This window comes from Legionella fairfieldensis ATCC 49588, assembly GCF_000621525.1.
Classification (GTDB): domain Bacteria; phylum Pseudomonadota; class Gammaproteobacteria; order Legionellales; family Legionellaceae; genus Tatlockia; species Tatlockia fairfieldensis.
Map to the genome: position 1 here is coordinate 1 of NZ_JHYC01000033.1, position 21,099 is coordinate 21,099.

Here is a 21,099-nt window from a genome sequence, read left to right on the forward strand (position 1 = left end):
CCCTGTCATTCCCCAAGGTATGATTGGTTTTAACCAGCCTCTGACTCGCTGCTTGATACGCACGGTTGTTGGAATTCATCCGTTTTTCGAGCCAGCCTGTGAAATCGGCTCTAAGTGTTGCCGCCTCTTCAAGCTCTATACTTTTAAGCTGTGGCTCAATTGGAGTAGGCTTCTCCTTGTCTATCACCGCATTATGCAAGACTGTTCCCTGCGCTTCGTCTTGGGGAAGTACTTCTTGAGCAATCGTCTGAATCGCCTGTAAACCGCCCATGCTCTGAGTCACCACTACAGGCTCTATGGCGTCAATCGCTATCGCCTGTCCTACAGGTTTATCTGATTGTTCAGAATGTGAATCGGAGAGTTGGGAAAGAGAAGACTCAGGTGGGCTGGCCTGCTCTTCTTTATCGGTTAAAGGCTGTTTTTTAAAATTAAGCTCTCGCATGGCACTGACGACATCATCCGGTGCCAAACCATCATTGATGGGCAAAGGAATACGGATTTTATACAGCTCGCCGCCATTCGCTAACACAAAGGCCTGTCCTTTAGGAAGAGCCGCTACATCAGAGGGTTCAATCATGGGCACAGAAGTCATCTGAACACGGTCTTCATTACTGGTATTGAAATAGACCTGCTCTGTTCCGTGTGGTGTGTCATTTACCATTGACACCTGGGTATGCGACACCACATCCACCGAGGGCAGCATGTCCGTTAAGACTTTGGCCGTATCGGTGTTTTTAACCCGCAACATAATCAGCGTATTTAAATTCCCTTCGGTCATTTCTGCCATTGCACGTGAGCCTAAAGCCACTTCCAAATCCTGTTTGGTTTGAGCGTAAGCGGTGACCTGAAACCCTGCCCCACCGGCTTTGTTCAAGATTTTAACAAAGGCTTCCTGAATGATTTCGGATAATTCATCACAATGAAGATTTAAGGTGTATTTAGCGTTCGGCTCCTTATAAATTTTTCCAGCCGTTGATACCAAATCCGATAAAAACGCTTTACCCACATCGGAAGCCACTGTGGCATTGGACAAACTGTCTAGTCCAATGTAGAGGACTTGTTTATGTTTAATGACATCCATTAACGAAATGTCTGCATCAGTTCGCGAGGTTGAAAAGATATCAGACGCATTGGAGCTATTAATCTTCGCAAGCACTGGCCCAAGACTTGCGGTAATTTTGTCGTAATATTGCTTATCCAGGCTTGCTGCATCATACAATTCAAGCAGAAGATTCCCCTGAAACGCTTTGATATCGCCATTTTGAATCATATCGCTGACATACGCTTTGACGTATTTTAATACCGCTTTCGAGCGCTCCATGGGCGGATAGGGATTACCCACTTTATCCACTTTGGCATCATTCTCCGCAATCATCGCATCAACCCCTGGCAGATAGTTTGCATCTTCATGGGCAAAGACATGATCGCAGTAACGCATCAACAGCAGATCAAGACGTGTGATATAAAAGCCAATTTCTCGGTAGGTAATGGGCTCATTTAAGGCGAGTAAAGCATTCCCTACCACATTGGCATACTTCCAGGCAAAATCAGCAAACTGCTTCCCTTCCCCATCAGCATTGATTGCATCTGTAATTCGGGTCGCCACTTCGGTAATTTGGTCAAAGTTTTTTAAGGGGTTATAGCTGGCTGACACCTCAGGATAGCCCAGATGAATGATTTTAAAATCAGCCAGGCGATTAGAGGCCAGGCAGGCGGAATACATATCACGTACCAAATCCAAATCACCTTTGGGGTCAACCACAATCACCGCATCACCATTTCTGATGTCCTGGTTGATTAAAACCGATGCCAGCCTGGTTTTTCCTACCCGTGTGGTGCCTAACACAAAAGTATGACCTACCCGTACACCCTGGCCCAAGGTGATAGACTTATCCTGGTTGCCAAGCCCGTGCAGATAGGGTTTGCCGCCAACATCAGGCAGGGGCCTTAAAGGATTGAATGCCGTGGGATGATTAAGAAGAGCAGTGAGCCAGCTTTTGGGATAACGTTTGGTATACAAGCGGGCCAGACGATACAATCTCCCTGTCTTGAGAAATCGTTGATTAGCCACTTGTTTGATTTGATGCAGACGTTGGGTATGCAAAGGCGTCCAGAGAAAACCGCGACCCAGAAAAAGCTCTTTCCTGGACAGCGGGATTTCACGGGTTGATAGGCCGTAATAAGGCATGGTTTTTAAACGATATTGATACCGTTTAATCCGATAGCCCTGAACAAAACGGTACAGGCCAAAACTGAGCAAAATGAGAAGGGCAATTTGACTCATGCCCTCGGTTAATAACAGCAGATGCGGCAATAACCAGGCCATCAGGGCTAATGAAAAAAACGTAATGGCGGAATAAAATTCCGTGGCTTCACGTAACAGGTTTTCGACCGGATAGCGATTCATGAGGCGCTCCATTGAAACAAGACTTCCAGCAAAATAAGAAAACCCACACCATAATAACGAGCATGCTGGGCCTGCTTTAAACGTACCGCATCGAGCACTATACCCCGTCGTGTCAAGAACTGATGAATCAAGACCGGCCAGGCAAGGAAAAGAACAAGATAAAACAAGCAATGAAACCCTAAAAAATGCAGTTGATAACGTTTAAAGAACGTTTGCCAGGCAGCCGCTTCCTCGGCAGAGGATAAAAACTGACTAACCACCACGACAACCAATAAGGCTAGTATAATGAACTGAACCAGCGTTATAATGAGGTATTTCAAAGAACGTTTTAGCATAGGGATAACTCCACATGAACTGGATTAAACTGATAAAAGGGATTTTGCGCTTTACATTTATCGTGCTGGGTGCTTGCTTTGAAATAGCAGGTACAGAAAGTAAAAAACCCGCACGACACAGCTTTGACTCCCAAGATCCTCACAAACTTTTCGACCAAGGCAAGATAAGCTATAGCGAATTTCGCAAAGCAACGAGAAGCAGCTAAAATTTCTGGCCTTGTCATGCTCACCCCTTCTTGCCAATTAGGCCAAGGGTCGCAAAAGAAGCTGGAGTTCGGACAAGGCCTTCTGCTGTCTTGGTCTTTTCATCGGCCACGTTTTGCGAAGAGTCCATTAAGCTGCTCAAAACAGCCCCACCTTCTCCACCAAAATGAGAGGACAATTTCAATAACACGATGGGAGCAATGAAGTAAAACAAGAGCATGATGTTTTGCATGGCCGACACCACATTGTTTTCACCCAGACTATTGACCATTGCACGTTCTAAAAAGCCAGCCAAGTGCCAGAGGTACTGAATAAAAATCCCCATAAACATCAAAGCGCAGATGCTGCAAACGGCTCGTAGGCTATACCCGCTTAAGGCCAACACAAAAGGAGTCAGTACAATGAGGAAGAACATGAAAAAGGCCTGCATAATCGGCAAGGATTGCATGGTCGCCTCACGCTTTAAAGGTGTTGTCGACCAGGACTTTATCCATTGGCCAGAATTCACGAGTGTACGTGATGCTGCCGTACCGAATGCGCCGTTATTTTCATTGAACAAGGCTTCACTGGCACCGACTTGCAAGCCATCGCCTTCCAGCAACACACGCGCAATAAAATCACTTGAGCTGATTTGACTACCCCAACCCAGTTTATGCTTAAGCTGGTATTGGCCAACACGACGTTCCACATTCCATTGGCCTAAATGCTCGTCATACCAGGAGGCGCGATTGCTGGTTTCGACCAATTCATTCCGAATCGTTAACCACCAGGCGTCACAGGTGGGGTATCCGGAATCAGGAAGATGATTAGCCACCGCTTTATCCTCTTTGGCTGCCTCAGCAAAATGGCTAGAGGGATAGTCGGCATAAGAAAAACCGGCCACAGGGCTTTTCGCTTTCAGACGGCCATAGTAAAACGTTTGTAAGACTTTCGACCCCATCCAGTTTAAATCGTCTTCTCCGCCATAATTTGTCATGATTTCCTTTGCCTTTTCCTGCTCGGCTTGATTAAGCGGCTTATTTAAATACTCGCTTTTGGCTTCGAGGTAACACTGCTCGTGAAAATCAAAGGCCTGTTTTCGCAAGGCTTGAGGAATGTGGGTTGAAATTAAGTCACCTTTAATGGCTTGCAAGCTATCGCTACAACCGGTCGTTTTCATCAAGCCATAGGTGAGTGCTGAGGCCCCGTTTTGTAATAAATACAACATCAAAGGTACTCTCACATTGTCACTGAGCACATCAGCGAAAGCCTCATCATAGGTGGTACCACTGTCCATAATATTTGAATCTTTCACTTGAGCCCCGCCTAGGGAGCAAACGGGTTTAAAGGACAATCCCTTTTGTTGTAGTTGCATACAAGGGTAGACAAACAGGCTGCACACCAAAAAGGCACTCAGCAACTCATAGAGAAAATGATTGACCGCATGGTCTGCCGCATGATGCGTAGCGCCGGAAGGCGCTGCCAGGTGTTTAAAATAACGAAACACAATACCGATAAAGCCAAAGAAGAGAATCCCTGTTTCCCATAAAACCCTGTAAATCAAATCATACTGCTGCCAGCCTAAAAAAGTGGTGTAAAGGGATAAAGGATTAAACACAATCATGATGCTTGCCCTTCCTTAGCCTGGGTATACAGCGCCCCTTCTTTAATGATTTCCTGACCTTGGGACTTAGACGGTTGGGCGGACTTTAGCTGCTGTCGGCGAACATCCATCACGATGTTTAACGTATCAGTCATCATCCGTTTCCTCACCTCTTGTTCAAACGACAACCCTTTTATTTCCGACTCAAGCCTGGCAATCGCCTGCTTAATCATGTCCTGAACCGGTTTAAGATTTTGTACCTCCTGAATCTGATACCCTGTCTCTAATATCCGCTTTAACATCAAGGCGTCTTCCAGCACGTTTTGCATGGCAATTTCTTCGGCCAATTTGGAGACCGTAATGATTTGTTCTTCGCGCGCTAATAGTGAGATGGACGAGATGATATCGCGGGTAATCAGCACACTACCGGGAGATAACTTTCGTAAATTGGCCTCGGTCAGCGTCAATTTCCCATCCACCAATTGCCACAAATAATCAGCAACATTCGCCGTGCAGGTTTTTGATTCTGCAACCGCCGGACAACTTTTCAATAAGGTAACCAGTCCCACCCCTGCTTTGGCATCCTTACTGCCAGTGGTTTTCGCATGGGAAATACGAAGATCACCCAACACATACACTGCCCATTCTGACGCCGCCTTGGGCGTTGCCCAGACTTGGGCGAAGGGATGGGTTTTTCGCATAGACTCTGTAACGGGCGTGGTATCATCTAAATGTCGGGAAGGGGTTAACAAAAGGTTATAACCGGCGATGACTACATCCGAAATGACTTCAATCGGGGCTTGGAAGACGCCACCGGAATTTCCTTTGTCGCGGTGAACCCAGGGAATGCCATATTCATCTGATTTTTGCGCAATGGTTTTAGTGGTCTCCGTTAAATCCACCGGATCGTGTTGACTATTCGCCGCGGCCCGTTGTGATGCCTCAATCCAACCGGCAGAATCTGACACAGACAAGATCGCACTGACAGGAGAACTGCCGTTTTCAAGATTTCGTTTGACCTGATAGCAATGGTTGACTTTGGCCTGAAACTCATTGTATCCACTAAACGCGGTGTTCTGGATAATATTATATAAAGCTGGCATGGATTGGCTGAGTTTATACATGGGATAGCCTGCAACGCCTCCCTTTAATCCATCCACCATCGAAGCGGGTACGCCCGCTATTTTCTCTTTGATGCCATTAAATGCATTACCAATGCTGATAACGGGATTAAAGACCCCGCAATTTAGGACCCCATCCGCACGGATATCCCCTCCAATGTTTATTTTTTCGGTTTTGCTCACGGCTGGCACATACAAATCCGACCCGCCACCCAGCGCATAATAATATTCTGATTTTTCAGGGAACAGCGAGGCCCATGAAGCCCCTGCTGCCACCAGCATACTGAATCCAATTAATGATTGTTTCATCGTCTCTCCTGCCTGTTATCGCTTAGGCGGTTTTCCCATGCCTACGCCACTGATTAATTGTCCTTTCTGCTCCACGCAGCCCTCATATCGCCGCCACAGCACAAAGATGTAGTTGCCATGCCCGGCTTTTTCATCCTCAATCCCCCAATCCTCGGCATTGCCTGGCTTAACAAGGCGGTTTTTGGGATACACTTCATGCCAAATCACCTTCTTTCGTTGCGAGTCATGAATGACATTGGCAATAATGCAATCCTTGCCGCAGCGATTGGAGGTATTGATGCCGGCATGCAAGCTGGACGCATTGGTCACAATGTCAGCCGCATGCATCGCTGCCACCACAGAGGCTCTGAAGCGTGACGGTTGAGTCACATGCATCAGCCGCGGTATCTCGAAGCCCCAATGCGATGTGGCACTACCTATTGCATGCCCAACCAATAAATCAGGATGCGTGGCCATATAGGCAAGCTCTGCCGCCTCAGTGCGCTCCATCACCGCATCAGCCAGTGAGGAATAATAAACCGCCGGAAAAGCAGTTTCGGGGCGATGGGTGATTGAAGGCAGGCGAAGCGCTGGTGGGGCACCAAAAACACTGACCACCCGGGTATACCCCTCATTCAGATGGGCAGGATTGATTAACATCGAATCATTGCCAAACCCTAAAGGAACCCCCATGGCCTCTTGGTAAACTGCCTGATATCCTGCCAGGGCGAGCTTGTTTTCAACCAGCATGTTGGCTTCCATCCAGGGGTTTTGACCTGGCTGATTTGAAACCGTCACAATTAAATCCGGCACAAATTGGGCGATGGCAGGCGCTGTAATCATTTTGGGTGGGAACTTTTTCGTTAACCAGACACAAACTCCTTTCAGCTTAATATGCGAATAGGCAGGGATTTTTGCATTGATTTTCGCTGCCAACTGTAAGCTATTTAAGGGCTTGGGCGGCTTGGTGCTTTCTGCGCCTAAAGTCAAAACAGGGCAAAACAGCATCACAGCCAGAAGAGGCGCTTTAAACATCTTGCTTCTCCCAGATTGCAATGGCATCGGATAAGGAGTCAATGCCATACACCACCTCCGTACCGTTAAAAACAATAGCGGGCAGATGACTTATGGGGTAGTGAAGGGCTTTAAGCTGGCATTGAAAAAAATGCCTGTAGGCGGCATCAAAGCGGATTAAATCCACCTGCTTGTTGATGCGGTACTGTGTATCAAGCGTCTGGTCAAGATGTTCACCCTCCTGCATCCAGCAATAGTTAAGGGCTGGATGACTCACTGCCTCAGGTAGCGGGTTTAAGCTAAACCATTCAATCGATTCAAGGGTGCGATTCATCGATGCTCCTAATCCCTGCCCGTTAAAGGAAGTCATCATCATAAAAATAATCATCCTGACGCTGCCGCTCTTTCTTGTTTTCCAGCGTCTCGGCCATGATTTCAGCGGCTTTGAGAATGCCATGTTCGTCCTCCAATTGTTTTCGAGCCGCTTTTTCCTGTTTTTCATTCATGAGCAAAGCCAGGAAATAACGCGGTGGGATCACCCGAAATAGCCCTTGAAAACGGGAGCCCAGGAGGACCGCTTCCGCATACAGTCCTTTTTGTGAGCTGACACTGCGAACCAGGCTTTGCTGCTCAGGAGGCAACGGTTTAAAGCGCAATAAATCGTTCAGTTCCTGTTCGTTAAAGCCCAGCACAATCCAGGTTTCGAGTAAGGACAGGATTTTAGTAGCTCGCGCTGAACTTAAATCACTGATGTTTTGGGTAACAGGCACCAGCCAAAGCCCCAGCTTTCGCGCAACTTTGGCAATCAAAAGGCAAAGCGCCACAATCACATCAATATCAAACTGCAAATGCGCCTCATCAATGAATAGAAAGGTTGGCCGCTCAACGTGTTGCGTGGCCTCTGCCAAGGCGAGGATGCGCGGCAGCAAGGACACCATGACCAAAGCAAGCTGCCCCTTATTGTCTTTCATCGCCGAGACATCAATATGAAAAATATCAAAGTCACCCAAAGGCTCTGTCGGTACATTAAAATACGAGGATTTCGCAGAATTGATGACATAGTTCAGCAAACGGTCATGCATGTCCTGCAATCGCTCCTTTTTTCGTCCCGCCTCTTCCCGTTGAATCCGGCGCTTAAAGGCCTCCACCACATGCTCGGTGAGCATCTGCGGAACACCGCGTTGATAGGAGTCCACTATGGCATCACTTAATACCTGCAACAGCAGGGATTCATCAGCCAAAGTAAAGGCTTGTTCTTCTTGCTCATTGGCTTCGGTTAGCATGGTGCGCAGCGCTAACGCCAGTTCCGATAAATAATCACGGTTTTGACAGGCTTCTTCCGTATCAGTGAATGCGCTTTTATCCAAATCCTCGGTTAATTCATGGAGTGTTTTTGCTTTTTGCTCAAGCTGTTCAAAATAGGATGGATGGCCAATTTCAGGTAGTGCGCGATAGGCATCGCAAAAGGGATTTAAAGGAACCGCTTTGGATTTGTCTTTACTTAACAGCAGGCGGCTTGTTTTTTTGCCGTATTGCTCACAGTGCAAAAGGATTCGGTCAAAACTATTGCCCATTTCAAACAACACAATACGGGCATTTTTCATCGCCATCAAACTATTGACCATCAGACCGGTTAACACTGATTTACCGCCGCCTGAACTCGCAAACAAGGCCATATGGGAATTTTGGCTCACGAAATAATGGCTTAAGGGATCCCATAAAACAGGCTCGCCCAAGCGGTTGAAAAAGCAAAAACAAGGCTGGTCTTTAATGCCCTTAAAACGGCCATAGACGGGTAAAAGAGCCGCGAGCTCCGAAGCATAAAGCACCCTGTCAAAACCCAGGTGCTTGCGTGCATACTGCGGCGAAAAGTTAAAGGGCAGACCATTGAGATAACTATTGAGCGGATGCAAATCAAAAGCGGCATCAATCAAAGGCATTTTGATGTCAAAAAACAGACGTTTGAGCTCTTTTTCTACCGCCAATAAAGCCTTCTCATCGTCTGCGCGATAAAAAACCGCCTGATTGACCCAATAGAGGCGATTCCCAAGCCCCATCTCACCGCGCGCCTGTTTGATGTCTTCCCGCGCAAGGGTAGGTAAGGAACTGGTTCCAATAATTCCTTTTTCCAGGCGCTGTAAATGGGCATGCAAGGCCTCATCATCACTGAAAATGACGGATACAGTGTACATCGCTCCTTCAGGTAATTTATCCAGGGCAGCATAACAGTGTTTAGGATTATCACGCGGCATTTCCCGCGATAAATGGCCAATCTCAGGTGAGGCTTTCAGCCCATCCACGTACATGATTCGATGCGGGATCCCATCGAAATAAAACCCGTTTGCATCGCTGTGAACCTGGCCCAAAACCGCATGCACCATATCAAAACCCGCGGGTTTAGGGTAAGGATAAGGCATGGCAGCCAGCCATTGGTTAATGTTGCCCTCGGTTTCGGCAGGCTCTGGATGAAACCATCTTGCCCACCATTGATAATAATTTTTCCCCGTTAAGCGTTTGAGCGTCAGGCCTGGCGATTTAAGCTTGGCATAAATCTGCTCAATCATCTCCTCATGTTCCATCACCGCTTGCTCGCGGGTCACCGAGTTTGGCGTTTGATAAAGCCGATAAAACAAAAGACGAATACGGCGCTGGCGTCCGCGATAAGGTAAATCGGTTTTAGGATCGATAAAAAGACCCTGTTTACGCGTCATTTTAGCCATTAAATCTTCAAGTCGCTTGAGATAATCCTCAGTAAAGGGATCCCCCTTGCACTCAGGCGATACCGCCTCGCGAATGGTTTTTAACACAGGGCGCAAACTGAATTCATCCTGAACAAACAATTGCATGACCCAGGGGTTTTCCTGATAGAGGGGCAAAACATAGGAAAAGGTTTCCTTGACCCGTTCAAACAAAGTTTCAATGTATTCTGGCGATGCCGCTTCTGCAGCAATATCGCCTAACTCGAACCCTGAGCCCACGCTAATTCCATCCGCGAGCAAAAACAGGTTTTTTTCATCACAAAAATCAACACAGGCCCATTGCGCTGCCAGTGAGGGCATGGGATTCTGATAACGCTGTTTAATCACAGACGCCTTGACTGCCTGGCTATCCTGCGCACCCAGCAGCCAATGCATCGCTTTGTGTAATCGCTGCATAACCCCTCCGCTTAATAGCGCTCGTTGGCTAAAGCAAACTGATTGTTCTTGTAGAGGAAAAATTCAGAGCTAAAGCCTGGTTTGACCAATTGCTCATCCCCTAATTGCGCCACATGGGGATAAACAAAAATGGGAATGGCCGGATTATCCAGTGTTTTAAATTTGGCCTGCGTTTCATTGTGCGCTTCGCGAACATACCCTTCATAATTAACTTGTCGCCGCCCTCGGTAAGCCGGTACCGTCCAACTTTGTGCGGAATCGGCAATGCTTCGATGATAAATATCGCTCATCGTCAAACCCTCTTCCGGTACACCACCGGAAGACACACTGTGCGAACAGCCTGCTAGCAACGCCATACTGCTAACGCAAAGAAAAATCGCGCGAATACTGTTGTTGACGGCCATAATGGATCATCCTCCCTAAAGGTTCTTTATCAATGGATATGGTTTTGGTTAAATGCAGTGACACATGATTAGCACACCATCGGACACGGTTGCCTTGACGGCATTTGAGACTCGCTGGCACAAACACCATGTCGAAACTGCCCTGAATGCGTTTTTCCAGCCAGTCGGCCGCTTTGACTGACCCGCCAGCCACAGCCTCCCCTGCTGCGTATTTGCCAAACGAGCCAGTAGGAATGGCAGCGCCACCATTGGCTCCTGCAAAATAGCTCATTTGCCATTGCGACAAGGCGTTACCGGCACCCTGAACACCGCCTGCCGCCATCATGGCCGTTAAAACACGCGGTGCATTGGTAAAATACTTGCCATGAATACAAGGATTTCCAAAGGGTGTTGTGAGATAGCCTAAACTGTCGTTATTCACGAGCTCAGCAGAATTTTTCATTTGCTCATTGCCGACTACGACAAAATGCCCATCCTGGAAGGTAAACAGCACCGAGGTTACATAAGCCCTCACGCAAGAAATATCATCGAGAAAGGAGCCTACGCCAATGGCATACCCGTTCACTTTCATGCCGGACACATCTGGCGGCAGAGGAACTCCATTGGACGCCATTAAATCGCCTCGTGAAATGAGTGCTGAAAAGGGAAACAAAGGTTGCATTAATTTGCCTTCCACCGGCACTTGCCCAATCAAGGCAGACAATAAAACGGTATTGCCCAAATCCGCACCGGCAGGAATGGTGTAATAAGGAATGGCCGGCGCCTTCTCGATTGAAACCGGTTGAGCAGGGCGCTTTTTCACCACCGCCTGTTTACGTTCGGCCAGCTTTTTCCAATAGAGGCGCTCATTGTCGGTCAATTTCCGTTCCACCAGCAAGGCATCAATGTCTTTGATACGAGGCAAGAGACTACCGTTTTCAACGCGATTTCCTCCATTTACTGCGTAGTCATTGGCTGAAGGCGTGGAGGTCTGCTGCGCTTTGACCTGCGCCAATTCCGTTTTCAAGGCCTCTACACTGGCTTTTAATTCAGAGCTGTCTTCGCGCACGACCACACCACCTTGCTCTTTCATCGCCAGCAATGAATCGAGTTTGGCCTTAAGCAGCTTGTTGTCCTCAGCCAGGCGCGTACTCTTTTTTTCATCCTCAATCAGCCTGGCTGACACATCACGGATGTTGTCATTAAACTGACTGGCAATGGCCTGATTGACATTATTGATGTCGGATTTTGTCGAGGGGTCGTCTGTTTGACTCTTCCCACCACTGACGACTAAGAGTATGACCACCAGCACGACCACGCCGGTGATGAGTTTGATGCCTTTGTTCTGACTCATCGTACATACCCCCCAAAGGCCTTTAAGGCTTCGCCAAAGGGCCTTGAGGACACCAGGAAAACCGTCGTGGTTTCATGACTGGCGCGCGGGTTTAAAGTATTGGTGGGATAGAAAGTCGCCGTTTGCCATTCCCCCAGCAACTGGCGCGGATCTAAAATGATTTTTTTATTCAGTTCGTTTTTCAATTCAACCGCAGTGACATACAAACCATCGGCCGCCCAGGAAATCAAAGGGTGAGCGGTGACAGCCGCCCCATACACTAACGTAATCGTCTTTTGCGTTTGCATGGCAGTACGGCTAAGTCCTGGCGGCGTCTCTAACAGTCTCGCCGGCGCATAGAGCGATTGAATCGCAAACCGGGTTAAAGACACCGGATTGATAGCCCGGTCTGGTGCCTCCTGCCTAGCCTCGCTATCCTCTTCCTTTGCAGGCAAGGGCGCCTGCTGGGGCAGTACCACCTCAACCTGTTGGGTATTGTGGTAGTTTTCATCGGCTGAAAACCTTAACACAATGACCTCGCCATCGGGCATCAGTTGCACCACAAGCTGCTTGTTTTGAAATGGCTGATGGGCATTCACATACAGCGTATCATCCATTTTCATCATCCCAACGGTCTTATCCAGCTCTGAATCAATAATTGAAATGGCTGATGGAAAACGCACCATACGCTCTTCATTCAAGGGCAACTGAATGGGAATAGGACTCTTGTCCCACAACACATGTTCAGTGGATGCGCCATACAGCACGCTACTCATTAACAGACCTAAGACAAGCCCTGTCCAACGGGTTCTCATGATTGACTGACTCCTTGGGGTTCGTGACTTAATAAATCCCTGACCAGGTGTTCTGGCTGGTTGTAACCATCAAGGGCTAAGCCAAAGGGATTGTGGATTTTGGAGACATTCACCTTCACCACACGATAGTGGTAATCCACGACTTTATCGGCAATGACCATCGTCGATTGTTCATTCAGCTTTTGCGTAATACGCAAGACCAGATGCACCTCCCAGAGGTTATGACCTATTTTTTTCACATCCTGCGGTTCAAGAAAGCGATAAAGGCTGACCATTTGTGTTCTTGAAAAAAGACCAGCTTTCTCCAACGCCTGCGTGTTAGCCGTCAACACATCGCGATAACGCGGTGTTAAATAGTGACGATATTGAGCAATGGCCTGTTTAAATTCAGCCTCGCCATTGGCAGTCCAGGTGTGTAAAGGAGGGATTAAGGTGCTGGCAAAGCCATGCACATATTCATCAGGAATATCCTCCGCCTTCACCAATCCCCCGCTGGCACGCATGGCAGGCGTTAGCCAGATTTCAAGGCGGGAAGGCGCTTGCAAGAGCGCATAGCCTAGCCAAAGCGTGATAATAAAAAAAGCGACACAAACGACAAGCAACAGACGATTTAACTGATTTAAACTGTCCACTTTTTTATAATAGTCAAACATGCTTTTCCCCAACCAGCCGTTGCTTACGCCAAATCCCCTGGTGATTGACATAAGGGGATTGACAAAGCCCTTTGCCGGCAGCAGCAATCACCAGGCGTTTGCGGACATAGCCCTGTGGCTTACCCGCTTTCGCTTTGGCCACCCAATGAGGAAACACGCGGATCCCTATTAAAAATCCCAGGACCAGGCCAAAGGCGGCAGACAACCCAGGACAGCCGAAAAAAAGACCCATTAAGGCAGCAGCCAGTGATACCCCAAGCATGCCGACAGCAGCAGTGACCAGAAGCTCTTTTAAGGTCAGTCCCTGATACACCACAAAATCATGGGTCAGGTAACGGCTGGATGGTTTATTCATCAAACGCTCCTTTGTTAAAGGCTAAACTTGCTCACCGCCGTGAATCCAAAATAGGCACTGGCGATACTGATAGCCAAATAGAGAAATGACATCACGGCATACGAACTAAACACGGCCATTAAGCCCGATTCACTTTTCTTGGCCGCCTCAATTCCATGTGAAACGGTCAGCACAAATTGGTAAAAGCAGTAAATACAAATGGCGAATAGCAATAACTTAAATCCCTGAATTAATTTTTCAGAGAAAAAAGTCATGCCCTCCTTGTTGGTCACCGTGCCAACAAAGGTCGTGGGAAACCAGTCATCGTTGGCAGACGCATTGGGTGCGATGGCACAAAGTCCTGCAATCAGCAGACCAGGCACAGGGTTTAACAGTCGACGGATGATACGGCTCATGGTGTTCTCCTAAGGTTTAAAAACAAGTGTGAATAGAACAAGGGCTAACAGTACTTTAAAAAGTCGCATGGTTAGCGTGAGGACAAACTGCTCAGATGACTTCGCCTCACTCTCTAAAAAGCGCATGACAGCCCAGGCAGACGCGCTAAACGCCAACACCACGCCTATCAAACGCAACACATTGGCATAGGTCTGCGGCGCCTGCGATGCGGCCTGCTGAAAGGCCTCTTTAAATAAAGTCATTTCATCGACCATGGTTAGCCCTTGCCCACATAATCCAGGGCCAGAGGCTTAATGGTTTTAGGTGCAACAGCCGGCTGATTGATAAACTCAATCAAGCTATTGCGGATGGCTAACAAATCATCACGAACGCCTGCCCGCTTTTTGCCATCAGGCCCGATAAAACTATCGATATGGAAGACAAGGCGCGCATTGCTTTCTGTCTCCTCAGACGCTTCATCCAAAAGCGGCATCATGGCGTTAATCTGATTGATAAGGCGCACCAGTGTTTCATTCAAGGCAGCATTATCAGCAAAGCCTGTACCCACCATCATCATGAACACCAAACCTGCCATCCATCGTTGTAAGTAATTCATCCTCTCTCCTCTCCTATAAATACTTTTTAAAGCGACTGGCTGAGATGCTCATCACCCAAGCCAGACTGACACTAAGCCCCAAAAACAAAAGCGCTGGATTGAACTGAACAGGCAATGCCAGCCACAGCATGACAATCCAAAACAATGTTTTTCGCGCTACCGGTAAACTCTTATGAAACATATAGGTCGATTCTCGGCCCAAGGACGCCGTGCGAATCGCCCGTTGGTTAAGACCATCCACAAGCCCTGCGAGAGCCGTTAATAAAAACAGAGGGATTGCAGACAAACAAATCAGACTTTTTAACCAGAGGGTGTGGGCACAGGCTAAAAACAACCCATACAGCTTCAAGAAAAAGGATTGGACGTCCTGAAGTACATCACTAAGAAACGGCGTGCTCTGTGGCGAAAACAGGCTATCCAGGGCAGGCCAATCGATAGCCTTTTGCAACGACAGGGATTGTGATTTGGCCTCGTGCAGCAACCGCTCCCAACTCTGATTGATGCCCGCAAGCCAGGAACGCTCAATTAACCCCGTGCGATATGTTGAATCCGCCAACAGGGCCGCCTGAGCCAGGCTTAAGCGCTCTAAAGCCTGTAAGGCTCTGTCAAAGGAGCTTGTTCCCCACAAAAAAAGCCCCCAGGAAAAAAGCACCAGAAAACCTGAACACACCGCAATAAACAGCGCAGTAAAAGCTCGCTTTATCAACCCGGATTGGGTAGCCCGCAGGGAATCAGTTCGACTCATTGCCACACCCTTCCCTTTTCAATCACCAGCGGATAGTGCTCTTGATGGATAAACGCCATGAGGCTATCCACATTTGCCGCCATCAAAGGCATACCGGCCAGCATTTCAAGTGTTGCCAATTGGTCTACAGTCTCCACCTTGGCAACCAGGCCCAAACCATGAAAATTCTGCAGGGCCTCACGATGGGCCAGCAGCCATTGCCTGGAATAGGCATCATTGCCTACCACCAGCAGGTTTAACGACAAAGGATAAGGCAGTCTCATCTCCTCTACATAGCCGGGGGAAACCTTGCTTTGCATAGGCAATCCATACGCTTGAACCGCTGCAGCAGGAGACTCATGGTCTTCACCTTGCACCCAATGCAGGCTTTGAGGCGTAAAAGGAATCGCTGAATCATGCATCGCCAGCACTTTCCACCCATAGGCGCCACTGACAAATAAGGTAAAACAGAGCCAGGCCGATAGTCTCATTTAAATTTTCCCCAAATCCACAAGACTGGAATGCCCCTTACGCACCAGAACCAATAAGGGTGTTTGCTTATCAGATAAACTGAGGCTCTCATAATGTAATTCCCCGTGATTTAAGGTAATCAGGCCTTTCTGAACCAGCTCATGGGCCAACCCAAAACGATGAGCCAAGGCTTGAATCGCGGCGTTATCAGCCTTTAAAATCATGAAATGCAGGCGAGTTCCCGGGTATTTAAGCACTGCATCACTGAGCATCATGGCCATTGATTGGGCCGAATCCTCAAGCCTAATAAATAAAAAGAGTTCATCACCGGCCTTAAGTTGCACCGGTGTATGGGAAACAGGGGAATAAGGTCTTGGATCAAAATCCGAATCAATGACCGTCTGGCCCTCAAACAACGTGTTATACGCTTTATAAAAGGCCTGATTCCAGGCAAGATTCTGCGCCACCTTTTGTGCCTCGATGTGCGCTGCCAATTGGGCGAAATGGGTTCGCTCCGCGTCATTGCGTGCATTAAGTCCCAAAATATCAATGGGTGTTAAGTGAAGCCCCTCATAAAAAAAGGCACTTCGGTTTTTCATCAAAGCGAGATAGCGTTTTTCTTCCTCCACACTAAGCCCCCACACCTGCGCTTCATGCAAGGCCTTGCTATCCAGTGTGAGATCGTCCATACCCTGGTCTGCCGTGATGTCGTCCTGATAGGTAGAAAGCCCTGTTTTGGCAATCGCTTTATCAGTGATAGTGGATGGCCTAAGACCTGGCTCTGAAAACCCTGGGATAGCCGGTGTAGCCATCACCTGCAAGGATAACCCGCTCAAGGCGATACTCAATAATAGTGTTCGCATGAATAAGCCCTACCCGATATGGTCCTGTTGCACCCGAACACGCTCTTTGTTTTTATTTTCAAACTCGATGGTTTGATGCCTGAAATCCACTGACACCACTTTCCAGCCGGCCAAAGCATCTCCTTTTTCCACCGGAATGGTTTTATAGTCGTAATGCAGAGAGGCCACTGGCATATTTTGAATGCTGTCAATGCTCATCACCGCAAAGGGCAGTGCCTTAAGGGGCAAGTATTTCACCGCTTGCGTTTTGGCTTGCAGTTCATTGAGGGTGCCAGACAACGTATGTAACTGTTGACTTAGGCTATCTTCTGCCTGGGATAAGCGATGTTCCAAACCCGTTTTAAGTTCATCAGGATTAAAGTGGCGAAGGGCTGCAACCTCCTGACTAATAGTTCCAAGGCGCTCTTCAAATCCCGATAAATCAACGACAGGCTGAGGCTTTACCGCAACGGCTTCAACCGACTTTAAATGGCTTTGCAGTTCATTGAGGCGGCTAATCACCTGCTCTGCCACAGCAGAGGATTCATTGGGTTGCGAAGGCCCGCCAGTTAGCCAGGCAACTACCAGGCCTGCGGTCAATCCCACCGTAAGAATAGGGGTTAGGGGATGTCTTAAGGCATTCAGCCCATGCCTCACAAACCTTGCTTTGCTCATGCCTTCGTTCCTTTTTTTAAAGTGGTTAATTGCGCATATTTAGGCGATAACTTGAAAGCCACCCGGCGATTTAAAGGGTCAACGACCAAATTAAAAATGCCCTTGCCAACTAACACTTCAAGGCCCTCCTGGACCGATAACGGGCCTAAGTCGCGCATCACCTGCGGCAAGGGTTTACTCAACACGTTTTTAAGCGATGCGGGCTGCTCACTCTCGTTAACCAGGTCAAAACCTGAAAATTGCAGCCAATGATTGAGCGCCTCCCCGACGGTATGAATGGAGGTGTTAAAATGAACCTGTTGGGTAGCCAACAACGGGTTAATCTGGGCAGCCAAAGGCTTATTCTCGACGGTCGCATAACGGTTAATCTGTGTCACATTGCCCGCATAATCAGTCGGTACTAACAGAAACAGCAGTAAAAAAAGAAGTATGGCGTGTAACCGGTTTACTTTTTTCATGGTAAAAATCCCCTGACAAACTAAAAGTCTGCATTTTTAGTCAATGAAAGTGTTTTATTTTTTTCGTGTGCGATACCAATGAGTAATAGCGTCAGCAAAGACACGCTTATCGTCTGGTTCGATAAGGTTTCAACCGATTTACTCCTGGTATCTTTATGAAACTTTGCAGTTTCAGCATGACTTAAGGGCATGCCAAACAAAAAACAAAGTACCAAAACGGATAAACGGATCATCACTTTCTATTTTCCTTAAAAAATTCCCGCTAACGTTTTTACCAAGTCTTGCTCTAACGCAGGTTTTGCTTGTGTGAACGATAAATTAACTTTGTTTGCATTCGATACAATGCGCGTGCGATAACGATGATAGGGACTTAGTTTGCTCGATGTTTGATAAATACCTGATGCACTGCCATTCTCAAGTACTGAATTAAACTGTTCACGAACGCTTGCTTGAGATCCCACACGCTCTGAAATTTGTACATCAGTAATCATTGTAAAATTAATATCCTTGACAAAAGAATCAGCGGCTAATCCCACGAGTCCACCTGCAAGTCCACTGGCTAATGTGGCGGTTCCATTACCACTTAAAGCACCTAACGCAGCACCTGTTCCCGCTCCTGCAAGGGCTGAACCGTACCCACCACCCAACGCATTTTCACTTGCTGTATGACTCAGTTTGCCTACTTTCCGAATATTGGCTTGCAACAGGTAATGCGCTTTAGCAGGATCATTCACCACACGATAACCTTGCGCCGATAAAGCAAGGCTTAAAGGCCGGGCAATATCAATAGATCCTTCGGAGGTATTTTTAACTGCAATAAAAATTGTTTTTTGAGACGCACTCACTGGATCAAGAAAAATGGTGTTACTCAGCTTTGTACTGGTTTCCAAATTACGATGCTCAATAGCAGTTTGTGTGGCGGCACAACTGGCGAGTAACAGCACACTGCTCGTTAATAATGACAACTGAACGCTTTTTCTTGTTGTTCTTTGTGTAGTATTCATAGCGCCGTCCTGTAAATTAATTGTTGGTTGTTTTATTGAGGTTATGCTGCAACGTCATGCGCTCCATGACATCCAGTTCGCCATCCAGTTGAATCAGTTCAGCAATATAAGAAGGTACTTTTGGAGAAAAATAACTGCATCGCTCGCCTGCCATACGCACATTATCCAATTCACTTTTTGCTAAAGATAATGACATTTGTGCATGCTGATATTTGGCACGCTCAATTTGTTTCGCAGCAACTTTAATATGACTTGCAGCAATTTGAATTTCACCGACACAATTGTAATGAGTACCACTGTAGGCCAGGGATTCAAGACGACGTGCCGCTGATTCGCATTGATAAGACAAATAATAATTATCCTGCGCTAAAACAGGAGCTGGATTTAAGCCCGCGATGAATAACACAGGGAGTACACATTTTTTAATCATTTTCATTTCACACTATCCTTTAATTAATGGTTTTTACTGAATTTGATGGGTTAAATTGAAACGCCTTTTTATCTTGATTTGCTTTTTCTTCCTGAATGCGTTCATGTATTTCCTGACGGTGTATGATCACTTCTGGTGGAGCCATAATGCCTAATCGGACTTGATTCCCTTTTACCCCTAAAACAGTGATCCTTGTGTCATCATCGATGACCAATGTTTCTCCAATTCGCCGTGTTAAAATTAACATTCGTTTTTATTCCTTGTTGTGTAAATTTTGTTCCAATTAACGTTTGTTTTTTGTGTGTAAATGAGGAAAGTCAGCTAGTGTTTTTTTCTCATCAATTCGCTCGTCAAGCACCACTATCGTTTCCGGTTTTGCATCAATACCTATACGGACCTTATTCCCATGAATACCTAAAATAAACAGATGAATATCATTCGATAAGGTGAAAAATTCACCGATGCGTTTTGATAAAATAACCAGTGACATAACACCCTATCCCCTTATTTTGTTTAATTGTTTTTAATTGCTGTAACAAAGCGTATTATTTAGTAAATTAAATCGTAGGGTAATCCCCCATTTGGCGGATTGTTTTTTTTATAAAAATATGTTAGGTGATTGCTAATGAAAAACACTGAGTTCAGTTGGAAAAGTGAAGTAAGAGCACATGAAATTGATGCGCAGGGTATTGTGAATAATGCGCATTATTTTTGTTATTTTGACCACGTGAGAACACTTCACATAAAGTCATTAGGAATTGATTGGGTTCAATTGAGCCAGGAAGGGTACGATTTCGTGCTTGTTCATGCCGATATTCGTTTTTTTAAATCCTTGCGTGCCTTTCAAACTTTTAAAATTACTTCAAAACTTTCTCAAGAAGGAAAGCTCAAAGCGCTCTTTTATCAGCGCCTTTTTAATGACGACAAACAGTTAGTATGCGAAGGAAAAAATACCATTGTCTGTGTAGATAGAACACGAAATAAGCCGATCGCTATTAATCAATTTATTTCAATGAGTTAGTTAATAACTGCGAATAGTTTGAGAAGGCACATTATTAATCACATAATTGGAATGATTATGGTTTTTAGTGAACGCATTTTTACCAAAAATACCTCGATGCAGGCATTCCATCATGATTTCAGGAATTTTTGCACAATTAAATTGCTGGCGCACCTGCTCCAAGTGCGTTTTCACGGTACTGGGGCTGATGTTTAACAAGTTCGCTGTTTCCTTAACTGAATAACCGAGTCCTAAATACCAGAGGCACTCCTGCTCTCGCCAGGTTAAGTGAACCTCATTCTCATAGCCTTGCCGAATTACTGCATCTCTTAATCGTTTGTTGGTTAATACAAATGAAAAACGATACGCTGGATTTTGTTTTAAAATTAAATCAAGAAACGTATCCACAAAATGAATACAGAACGACTCAAAAGATTTCACTGTTTTTTTGTAAAACAAGTCTGCTCTGTCAATGGGGTTTTTACGAATAGCACTAAAAATAAATGTGCACTCCGCATGCGGTCTAACAATATTGTAAATTGGGTACAACTTGTATTTTTTATCAAATAAATCGTTTAATTCGTTTGAAATGGCAGGAGCTTCCTGGCATAAATAATAACCATTCTTAGCGGACTGAATCAACGGCAGCGTATACGTATAATCGTGTTGATAAAGTGCTTCCTGATAATACGGTTTAAGAATCGAATACACATTCGATAAGACGAATACTCGTCCATCATTAAAAACGAGGTACATCACCATATGGTCCAAGCCCATCGAGGGTAATGATTTACAAACTTCATCAATTTGAGTTCTGTAGGCAAGACTTAAAATATAGGGTATCTCACACATAATTACT

Annotated in this window: 27 protein-coding genes and 1 pseudogene; 2 read left to right on the forward strand and 26 right to left on the reverse strand. The window is 46.4% G+C overall.

Annotation, left to right across the window (positions count from 1 at the left end; genetic code table 11):
- Positions 1 to 427 precede the first annotated feature (427 nt).
- Both traD and T345_RS0109455 read right to left on the reverse strand, forming a co-directional pair.
- A pseudogene (gene traD, locus T345_RS0109450) lies at positions 428 to 2,407 on the reverse strand (type IV conjugative transfer system coupling protein TraD); the annotation flags it as partial.
- Entirely contained in the window at positions 2,404 to 2,742 is a 339-nt protein-coding gene (locus T345_RS0109455; protein ID WP_028389140.1) for a hypothetical protein, read from the reverse strand. The pseudogene traD and the gene T345_RS0109455, both read right to left, overlap by 4 nt.
- Positions 2,743 to 2,756: 14 nt before the next feature.
- Here T345_RS0109455 and T345_RS15070 point away from each other — a divergent pair, with 14 nt between their 5' ends.
- Complete coding sequence (locus T345_RS15070; protein WP_028389141.1) at positions 2,757 to 2,948, forward strand: hypothetical protein; 192 nt, start codon at positions 2,757 to 2,759, stop codon at positions 2,946 to 2,948.
- 20 nt (positions 2,949 to 2,968) lie between these two features.
- Here the strand turns inward: T345_RS15070 and T345_RS0109465 are convergent, their stop codons facing one another.
- From T345_RS0109465 to T345_RS0109575, 23 genes are read right to left on the reverse strand one after another with little or no spacing between them, the layout of a single operon-like run.
- On the reverse strand, positions 2,969 to 4,549 hold the full coding sequence (locus tag T345_RS0109465; protein WP_028389142.1) for a conjugal transfer protein TraG N-terminal domain-containing protein: 1,581 nt from the start codon (positions 4,547 to 4,549) through the stop codon (positions 2,969 to 2,971).
- Complete coding sequence (locus T345_RS0109470) at positions 4,546 to 5,958, reverse strand: integrating conjugative element protein (protein WP_028389143.1); 1,413 nt, start codon at positions 5,956 to 5,958, stop codon at positions 4,546 to 4,548. Before T345_RS0109470 ends, T345_RS0109465 begins: the two co-directional genes overlap by 4 nt.
- 15 nt (positions 5,959 to 5,973) lie before the next feature.
- The gene (locus T345_RS0109475) at positions 5,974 to 6,972 is read right to left on the reverse strand and encodes a TIGR03756 family integrating conjugative element protein (RefSeq protein WP_084273782.1); all 999 of its coding nucleotides are present in this window, start codon (positions 6,970 to 6,972) and stop codon (positions 5,974 to 5,976) included.
- Positions 6,965 to 7,285 (reverse strand): DUF1525 domain-containing protein, encoded by a 321-nt coding sequence (locus tag T345_RS0109480; protein WP_165476863.1) that lies wholly within the window; start codon positions 7,283 to 7,285, stop codon positions 6,965 to 6,967. Before T345_RS0109480 ends, T345_RS0109475 begins: the two co-directional genes overlap by 8 nt.
- Before the next feature lie 22 nt (positions 7,286 to 7,307).
- A complete protein-coding gene (locus T345_RS0109485; RefSeq protein WP_028389146.1) occupies positions 7,308 to 10,106 on the reverse strand; it encodes a conjugative transfer ATPase in 2,799 nt (932 codons plus the stop codon).
- 11 nt (positions 10,107 to 10,117) lie between these two features.
- Entirely contained in the window at positions 10,118 to 10,510 is a 393-nt protein-coding gene (locus T345_RS0109490) for a TIGR03751 family conjugal transfer lipoprotein (protein WP_028389147.1), read from the reverse strand.
- A complete protein-coding gene (locus T345_RS0109495; RefSeq protein WP_028389148.1) occupies positions 10,467 to 11,843 on the reverse strand; it encodes a TIGR03752 family integrating conjugative element protein in 1,377 nt (458 codons plus the stop codon). The genes T345_RS0109490 and T345_RS0109495 overlap by 44 nt, the downstream gene beginning before the upstream one ends.
- Complete coding sequence (locus T345_RS0109500) at positions 11,840 to 12,637, reverse strand: TIGR03749 family integrating conjugative element protein (protein WP_035918687.1); 798 nt, start codon at positions 12,635 to 12,637, stop codon at positions 11,840 to 11,842. The genes T345_RS0109495 and T345_RS0109500 overlap by 4 nt, the downstream gene beginning before the upstream one ends.
- Positions 12,634 to 13,290 carry a DUF2895 family protein gene (locus T345_RS0109505; protein WP_028389150.1) on the reverse strand — a complete coding sequence of 219 codons (657 nt, stop codon included), beginning with the start codon at positions 13,288 to 13,290 and terminating at the stop codon, positions 12,634 to 12,636. Before T345_RS0109505 ends, T345_RS0109500 begins: the two co-directional genes overlap by 4 nt.
- Complete coding sequence (locus tag T345_RS0109510) at positions 13,283 to 13,645, reverse strand: TIGR03750 family conjugal transfer protein (RefSeq protein ID WP_028389151.1); 363 nt, start codon at positions 13,643 to 13,645, stop codon at positions 13,283 to 13,285. Before T345_RS0109510 ends, T345_RS0109505 begins: the two co-directional genes overlap by 8 nt.
- 14 nt (positions 13,646 to 13,659) lie before the next feature.
- A complete protein-coding gene (locus T345_RS0109515; RefSeq protein WP_051555222.1) occupies positions 13,660 to 14,040 on the reverse strand; it encodes a hypothetical protein in 381 nt (126 codons plus the stop codon).
- 9 nt (positions 14,041 to 14,049) lie between these two features.
- Positions 14,050 to 14,295, reverse strand: a complete 246-nt coding sequence (locus T345_RS0109520; protein ID WP_028389153.1) for a hypothetical protein — start codon at positions 14,293 to 14,295, stop codon at positions 14,050 to 14,052.
- A 2-nt stretch (positions 14,296 to 14,297) separates the two neighbouring features.
- On the reverse strand, positions 14,298 to 14,615 hold the full coding sequence (locus T345_RS0109525; protein ID WP_028389154.1) for a hypothetical protein: 318 nt from the start codon (positions 14,613 to 14,615) through the stop codon (positions 14,298 to 14,300).
- A 34-nt stretch (positions 14,616 to 14,649) separates the two neighbouring features.
- A complete protein-coding gene (locus T345_RS0109530; protein WP_051555223.1) occupies positions 14,650 to 15,381 on the reverse strand; it encodes an IncC plasmid conjugative DNA transfer DtrJ family protein in 732 nt (243 codons plus the stop codon).
- Positions 15,378 to 15,851, reverse strand: a complete 474-nt coding sequence (locus tag T345_RS0109535; protein ID WP_028389156.1) for a PFL_4695 family integrating conjugative element protein — start codon at positions 15,849 to 15,851, stop codon at positions 15,378 to 15,380. Before T345_RS0109535 ends, T345_RS0109530 begins: the two co-directional genes overlap by 4 nt.
- Entirely contained in the window at positions 15,852 to 16,694 is an 843-nt protein-coding gene (locus T345_RS0109540; RefSeq protein WP_028389157.1) for a TIGR03759 family integrating conjugative element protein, read from the reverse strand.
- Between the two features lie 9 nt (positions 16,695 to 16,703).
- Complete coding sequence (locus T345_RS14020; RefSeq protein ID WP_051555224.1) at positions 16,704 to 17,348, reverse strand: hypothetical protein; 645 nt, start codon at positions 17,346 to 17,348, stop codon at positions 16,704 to 16,706.
- Complete coding sequence (gene pilL2, locus T345_RS0109550; protein ID WP_028389158.1) at positions 17,345 to 17,806, reverse strand: PFGI-1 class ICE element type IV pilus protein PilL2; 462 nt, start codon at positions 17,804 to 17,806, stop codon at positions 17,345 to 17,347. Before pilL2 ends, T345_RS14020 begins: the two co-directional genes overlap by 4 nt.
- A gap of 20 nt (positions 17,807 to 17,826) precedes the next feature.
- Positions 17,827 to 18,039 (reverse strand): hypothetical protein, encoded by a 213-nt coding sequence (locus T345_RS0109555; protein WP_028389159.1) that lies wholly within the window; start codon positions 18,037 to 18,039, stop codon positions 17,827 to 17,829.
- Positions 18,040 to 18,054: 15 nt separating this feature from the next.
- Complete coding sequence (locus tag T345_RS0109560) at positions 18,055 to 18,810, reverse strand: complement resistance protein TraT (protein ID WP_028389160.1); 756 nt, start codon at positions 18,808 to 18,810, stop codon at positions 18,055 to 18,057.
- A 16-nt stretch (positions 18,811 to 18,826) separates the two neighbouring features.
- The gene (locus T345_RS0109565) at positions 18,827 to 19,246 is read right to left on the reverse strand and encodes a hypothetical protein (protein ID WP_028389161.1); all 420 of its coding nucleotides are present in this window, start codon (positions 19,244 to 19,246) and stop codon (positions 18,827 to 18,829) included.
- 13 nt (positions 19,247 to 19,259) lie between these two features.
- On the reverse strand, positions 19,260 to 19,487 hold the full coding sequence (csrA, locus tag T345_RS0109570; protein WP_028389162.1) for a carbon storage regulator CsrA: 228 nt from the start codon (positions 19,485 to 19,487) through the stop codon (positions 19,260 to 19,262).
- Between the two features lie 36 nt (positions 19,488 to 19,523).
- On the reverse strand, positions 19,524 to 19,730 hold the full coding sequence (locus T345_RS0109575) for a carbon storage regulator (protein WP_028389163.1): 207 nt from the start codon (positions 19,728 to 19,730) through the stop codon (positions 19,524 to 19,526).
- A gap of 135 nt (positions 19,731 to 19,865) precedes the next feature.
- Between T345_RS0109575 and T345_RS0109580 the strand changes: the two genes are divergently transcribed.
- Entirely contained in the window at positions 19,866 to 20,261 is a 396-nt protein-coding gene (locus tag T345_RS0109580; RefSeq protein ID WP_028389164.1) for an acyl-CoA thioesterase, read from the forward strand.
- On the opposite strand, the gene T345_RS14025 is transcribed toward T345_RS0109580, so the two are convergent.
- Positions 20,262 to 21,092, reverse strand: coding sequence for a helix-turn-helix transcriptional regulator (locus tag T345_RS14025; protein WP_035918691.1), 831 nt, complete (start codon positions 21,090 to 21,092; stop codon positions 20,262 to 20,264). It lies immediately after the preceding gene.
- Positions 21,093 to 21,099 lie beyond the last annotated feature (7 nt).

What these genes read in the sequence shown, in the direction of transcription:
- T345_RS0109490 (WP_028389147.1), bottom strand. Translation starts at nt 10,510, where the DNA reads ATGGCCGTCAACAACAGTATTCGCGCGATTTTTCTTTGCGTTAGCAGT.
- T345_RS0109540 (WP_028389157.1), bottom strand. Translation starts at nt 16,694, where the DNA reads ATGCGAACACTATTATTGAGTATCGCCTTGAGCGGGTTATCCTTGCAG.
- T345_RS0109455 (WP_028389140.1), bottom strand. Translation starts at nt 2,742, where the DNA reads ATGCTAAAACGTTCTTTGAAATACCTCATTATAACGCTGGTTCAGTTC.
- T345_RS0109565 (WP_028389161.1), bottom strand. Translation starts at nt 19,246, where the DNA reads ATGAAAATGATTAAAAAATGTGTACTCCCTGTGTTATTCATCGCGGGC.
- T345_RS0109495 (WP_028389148.1), bottom strand. Translation starts at nt 11,843, where the DNA reads ATGAGTCAGAACAAAGGCATCAAACTCATCACCGGCGTGGTCGTGCTG.
- T345_RS0109500 (WP_035918687.1), bottom strand. Translation starts at nt 12,637, where the DNA reads ATGAGAACCCGTTGGACAGGGCTTGTCTTAGGTCTGTTAATGAGTAGC.
- T345_RS0109515 (WP_051555222.1), bottom strand. Translation starts at nt 14,040, where the DNA reads ATGAGCCGTATCATCCGTCGACTGTTAAACCCTGTGCCTGGTCTGCTG.
- T345_RS0109575 (WP_028389163.1), bottom strand. Translation starts at nt 19,730, where the DNA reads ATGTCACTGGTTATTTTATCAAAACGCATCGGTGAATTTTTCACCTTA.
- T345_RS0109580 (WP_028389164.1), top strand. Translation starts at nt 19,866, where the DNA reads ATGAAAAACACTGAGTTCAGTTGGAAAAGTGAAGTAAGAGCACATGAA.
- T345_RS14025 (WP_035918691.1), bottom strand. Translation starts at nt 21,092, where the DNA reads ATGTGTGAGATACCCTATATTTTAAGTCTTGCCTACAGAACTCAAATT.
- T345_RS0109530 (WP_051555223.1), bottom strand. Translation starts at nt 15,381, where the DNA reads ATGAGTCGAACTGATTCCCTGCGGGCTACCCAATCCGGGTTGATAAAG.
- T345_RS0109480 (WP_165476863.1), bottom strand. Translation starts at nt 7,285, where the DNA reads ATGAATCGCACCCTTGAATCGATTGAATGGTTTAGCTTAAACCCGCTA.
- T345_RS0109525 (WP_028389154.1), bottom strand. Translation starts at nt 14,615, where the DNA reads ATGGCAGGTTTGGTGTTCATGATGATGGTGGGTACAGGCTTTGCTGAT.
- T345_RS0109485 (WP_028389146.1), bottom strand. Translation starts at nt 10,106, where the DNA reads ATGCAGCGATTACACAAAGCGATGCATTGGCTGCTGGGTGCGCAGGAT.
- pilL2 (WP_028389158.1), bottom strand. Translation starts at nt 17,806, where the DNA reads ATGAAAAAAGTAAACCGGTTACACGCCATACTTCTTTTTTTACTGCTG.
- csrA (WP_028389162.1), bottom strand. Translation starts at nt 19,487, where the DNA reads ATGTTAATTTTAACACGGCGAATTGGAGAAACATTGGTCATCGATGAT.
- T345_RS15070 (WP_028389141.1), top strand. Translation starts at nt 2,757, where the DNA reads ATGAACTGGATTAAACTGATAAAAGGGATTTTGCGCTTTACATTTATC.
- T345_RS0109470 (WP_028389143.1), bottom strand. Translation starts at nt 5,958, where the DNA reads ATGAAACAATCATTAATTGGATTCAGTATGCTGGTGGCAGCAGGGGCT.
- T345_RS0109505 (WP_028389150.1), bottom strand. Translation starts at nt 13,290, where the DNA reads ATGTTTGACTATTATAAAAAAGTGGACAGTTTAAATCAGTTAAATCGT.
- T345_RS0109560 (WP_028389160.1), bottom strand. Translation starts at nt 18,810, where the DNA reads ATGAATACTACACAAAGAACAACAAGAAAAAGCGTTCAGTTGTCATTA.
- T345_RS0109475 (WP_084273782.1), bottom strand. Translation starts at nt 6,972, where the DNA reads ATGTTTAAAGCGCCTCTTCTGGCTGTGATGCTGTTTTGCCCTGTTTTG.
- T345_RS0109535 (WP_028389156.1), bottom strand. Translation starts at nt 15,851, where the DNA reads ATGAGACTATCGGCCTGGCTCTGTTTTACCTTATTTGTCAGTGGCGCC.
- T345_RS0109510 (WP_028389151.1), bottom strand. Translation starts at nt 13,645, where the DNA reads ATGAATAAACCATCCAGCCGTTACCTGACCCATGATTTTGTGGTGTAT.
- T345_RS0109555 (WP_028389159.1), bottom strand. Translation starts at nt 18,039, where the DNA reads ATGATCCGTTTATCCGTTTTGGTACTTTGTTTTTTGTTTGGCATGCCC.
- T345_RS0109465 (WP_028389142.1), bottom strand. Translation starts at nt 4,549, where the DNA reads ATGATTGTGTTTAATCCTTTATCCCTTTACACCACTTTTTTAGGCTGG.
- T345_RS14020 (WP_051555224.1), bottom strand. Translation starts at nt 17,348, where the DNA reads ATGAGCAAAGCAAGGTTTGTGAGGCATGGGCTGAATGCCTTAAGACAT.
- T345_RS0109520 (WP_028389153.1), bottom strand. Translation starts at nt 14,295, where the DNA reads ATGGTCGATGAAATGACTTTATTTAAAGAGGCCTTTCAGCAGGCCGCA.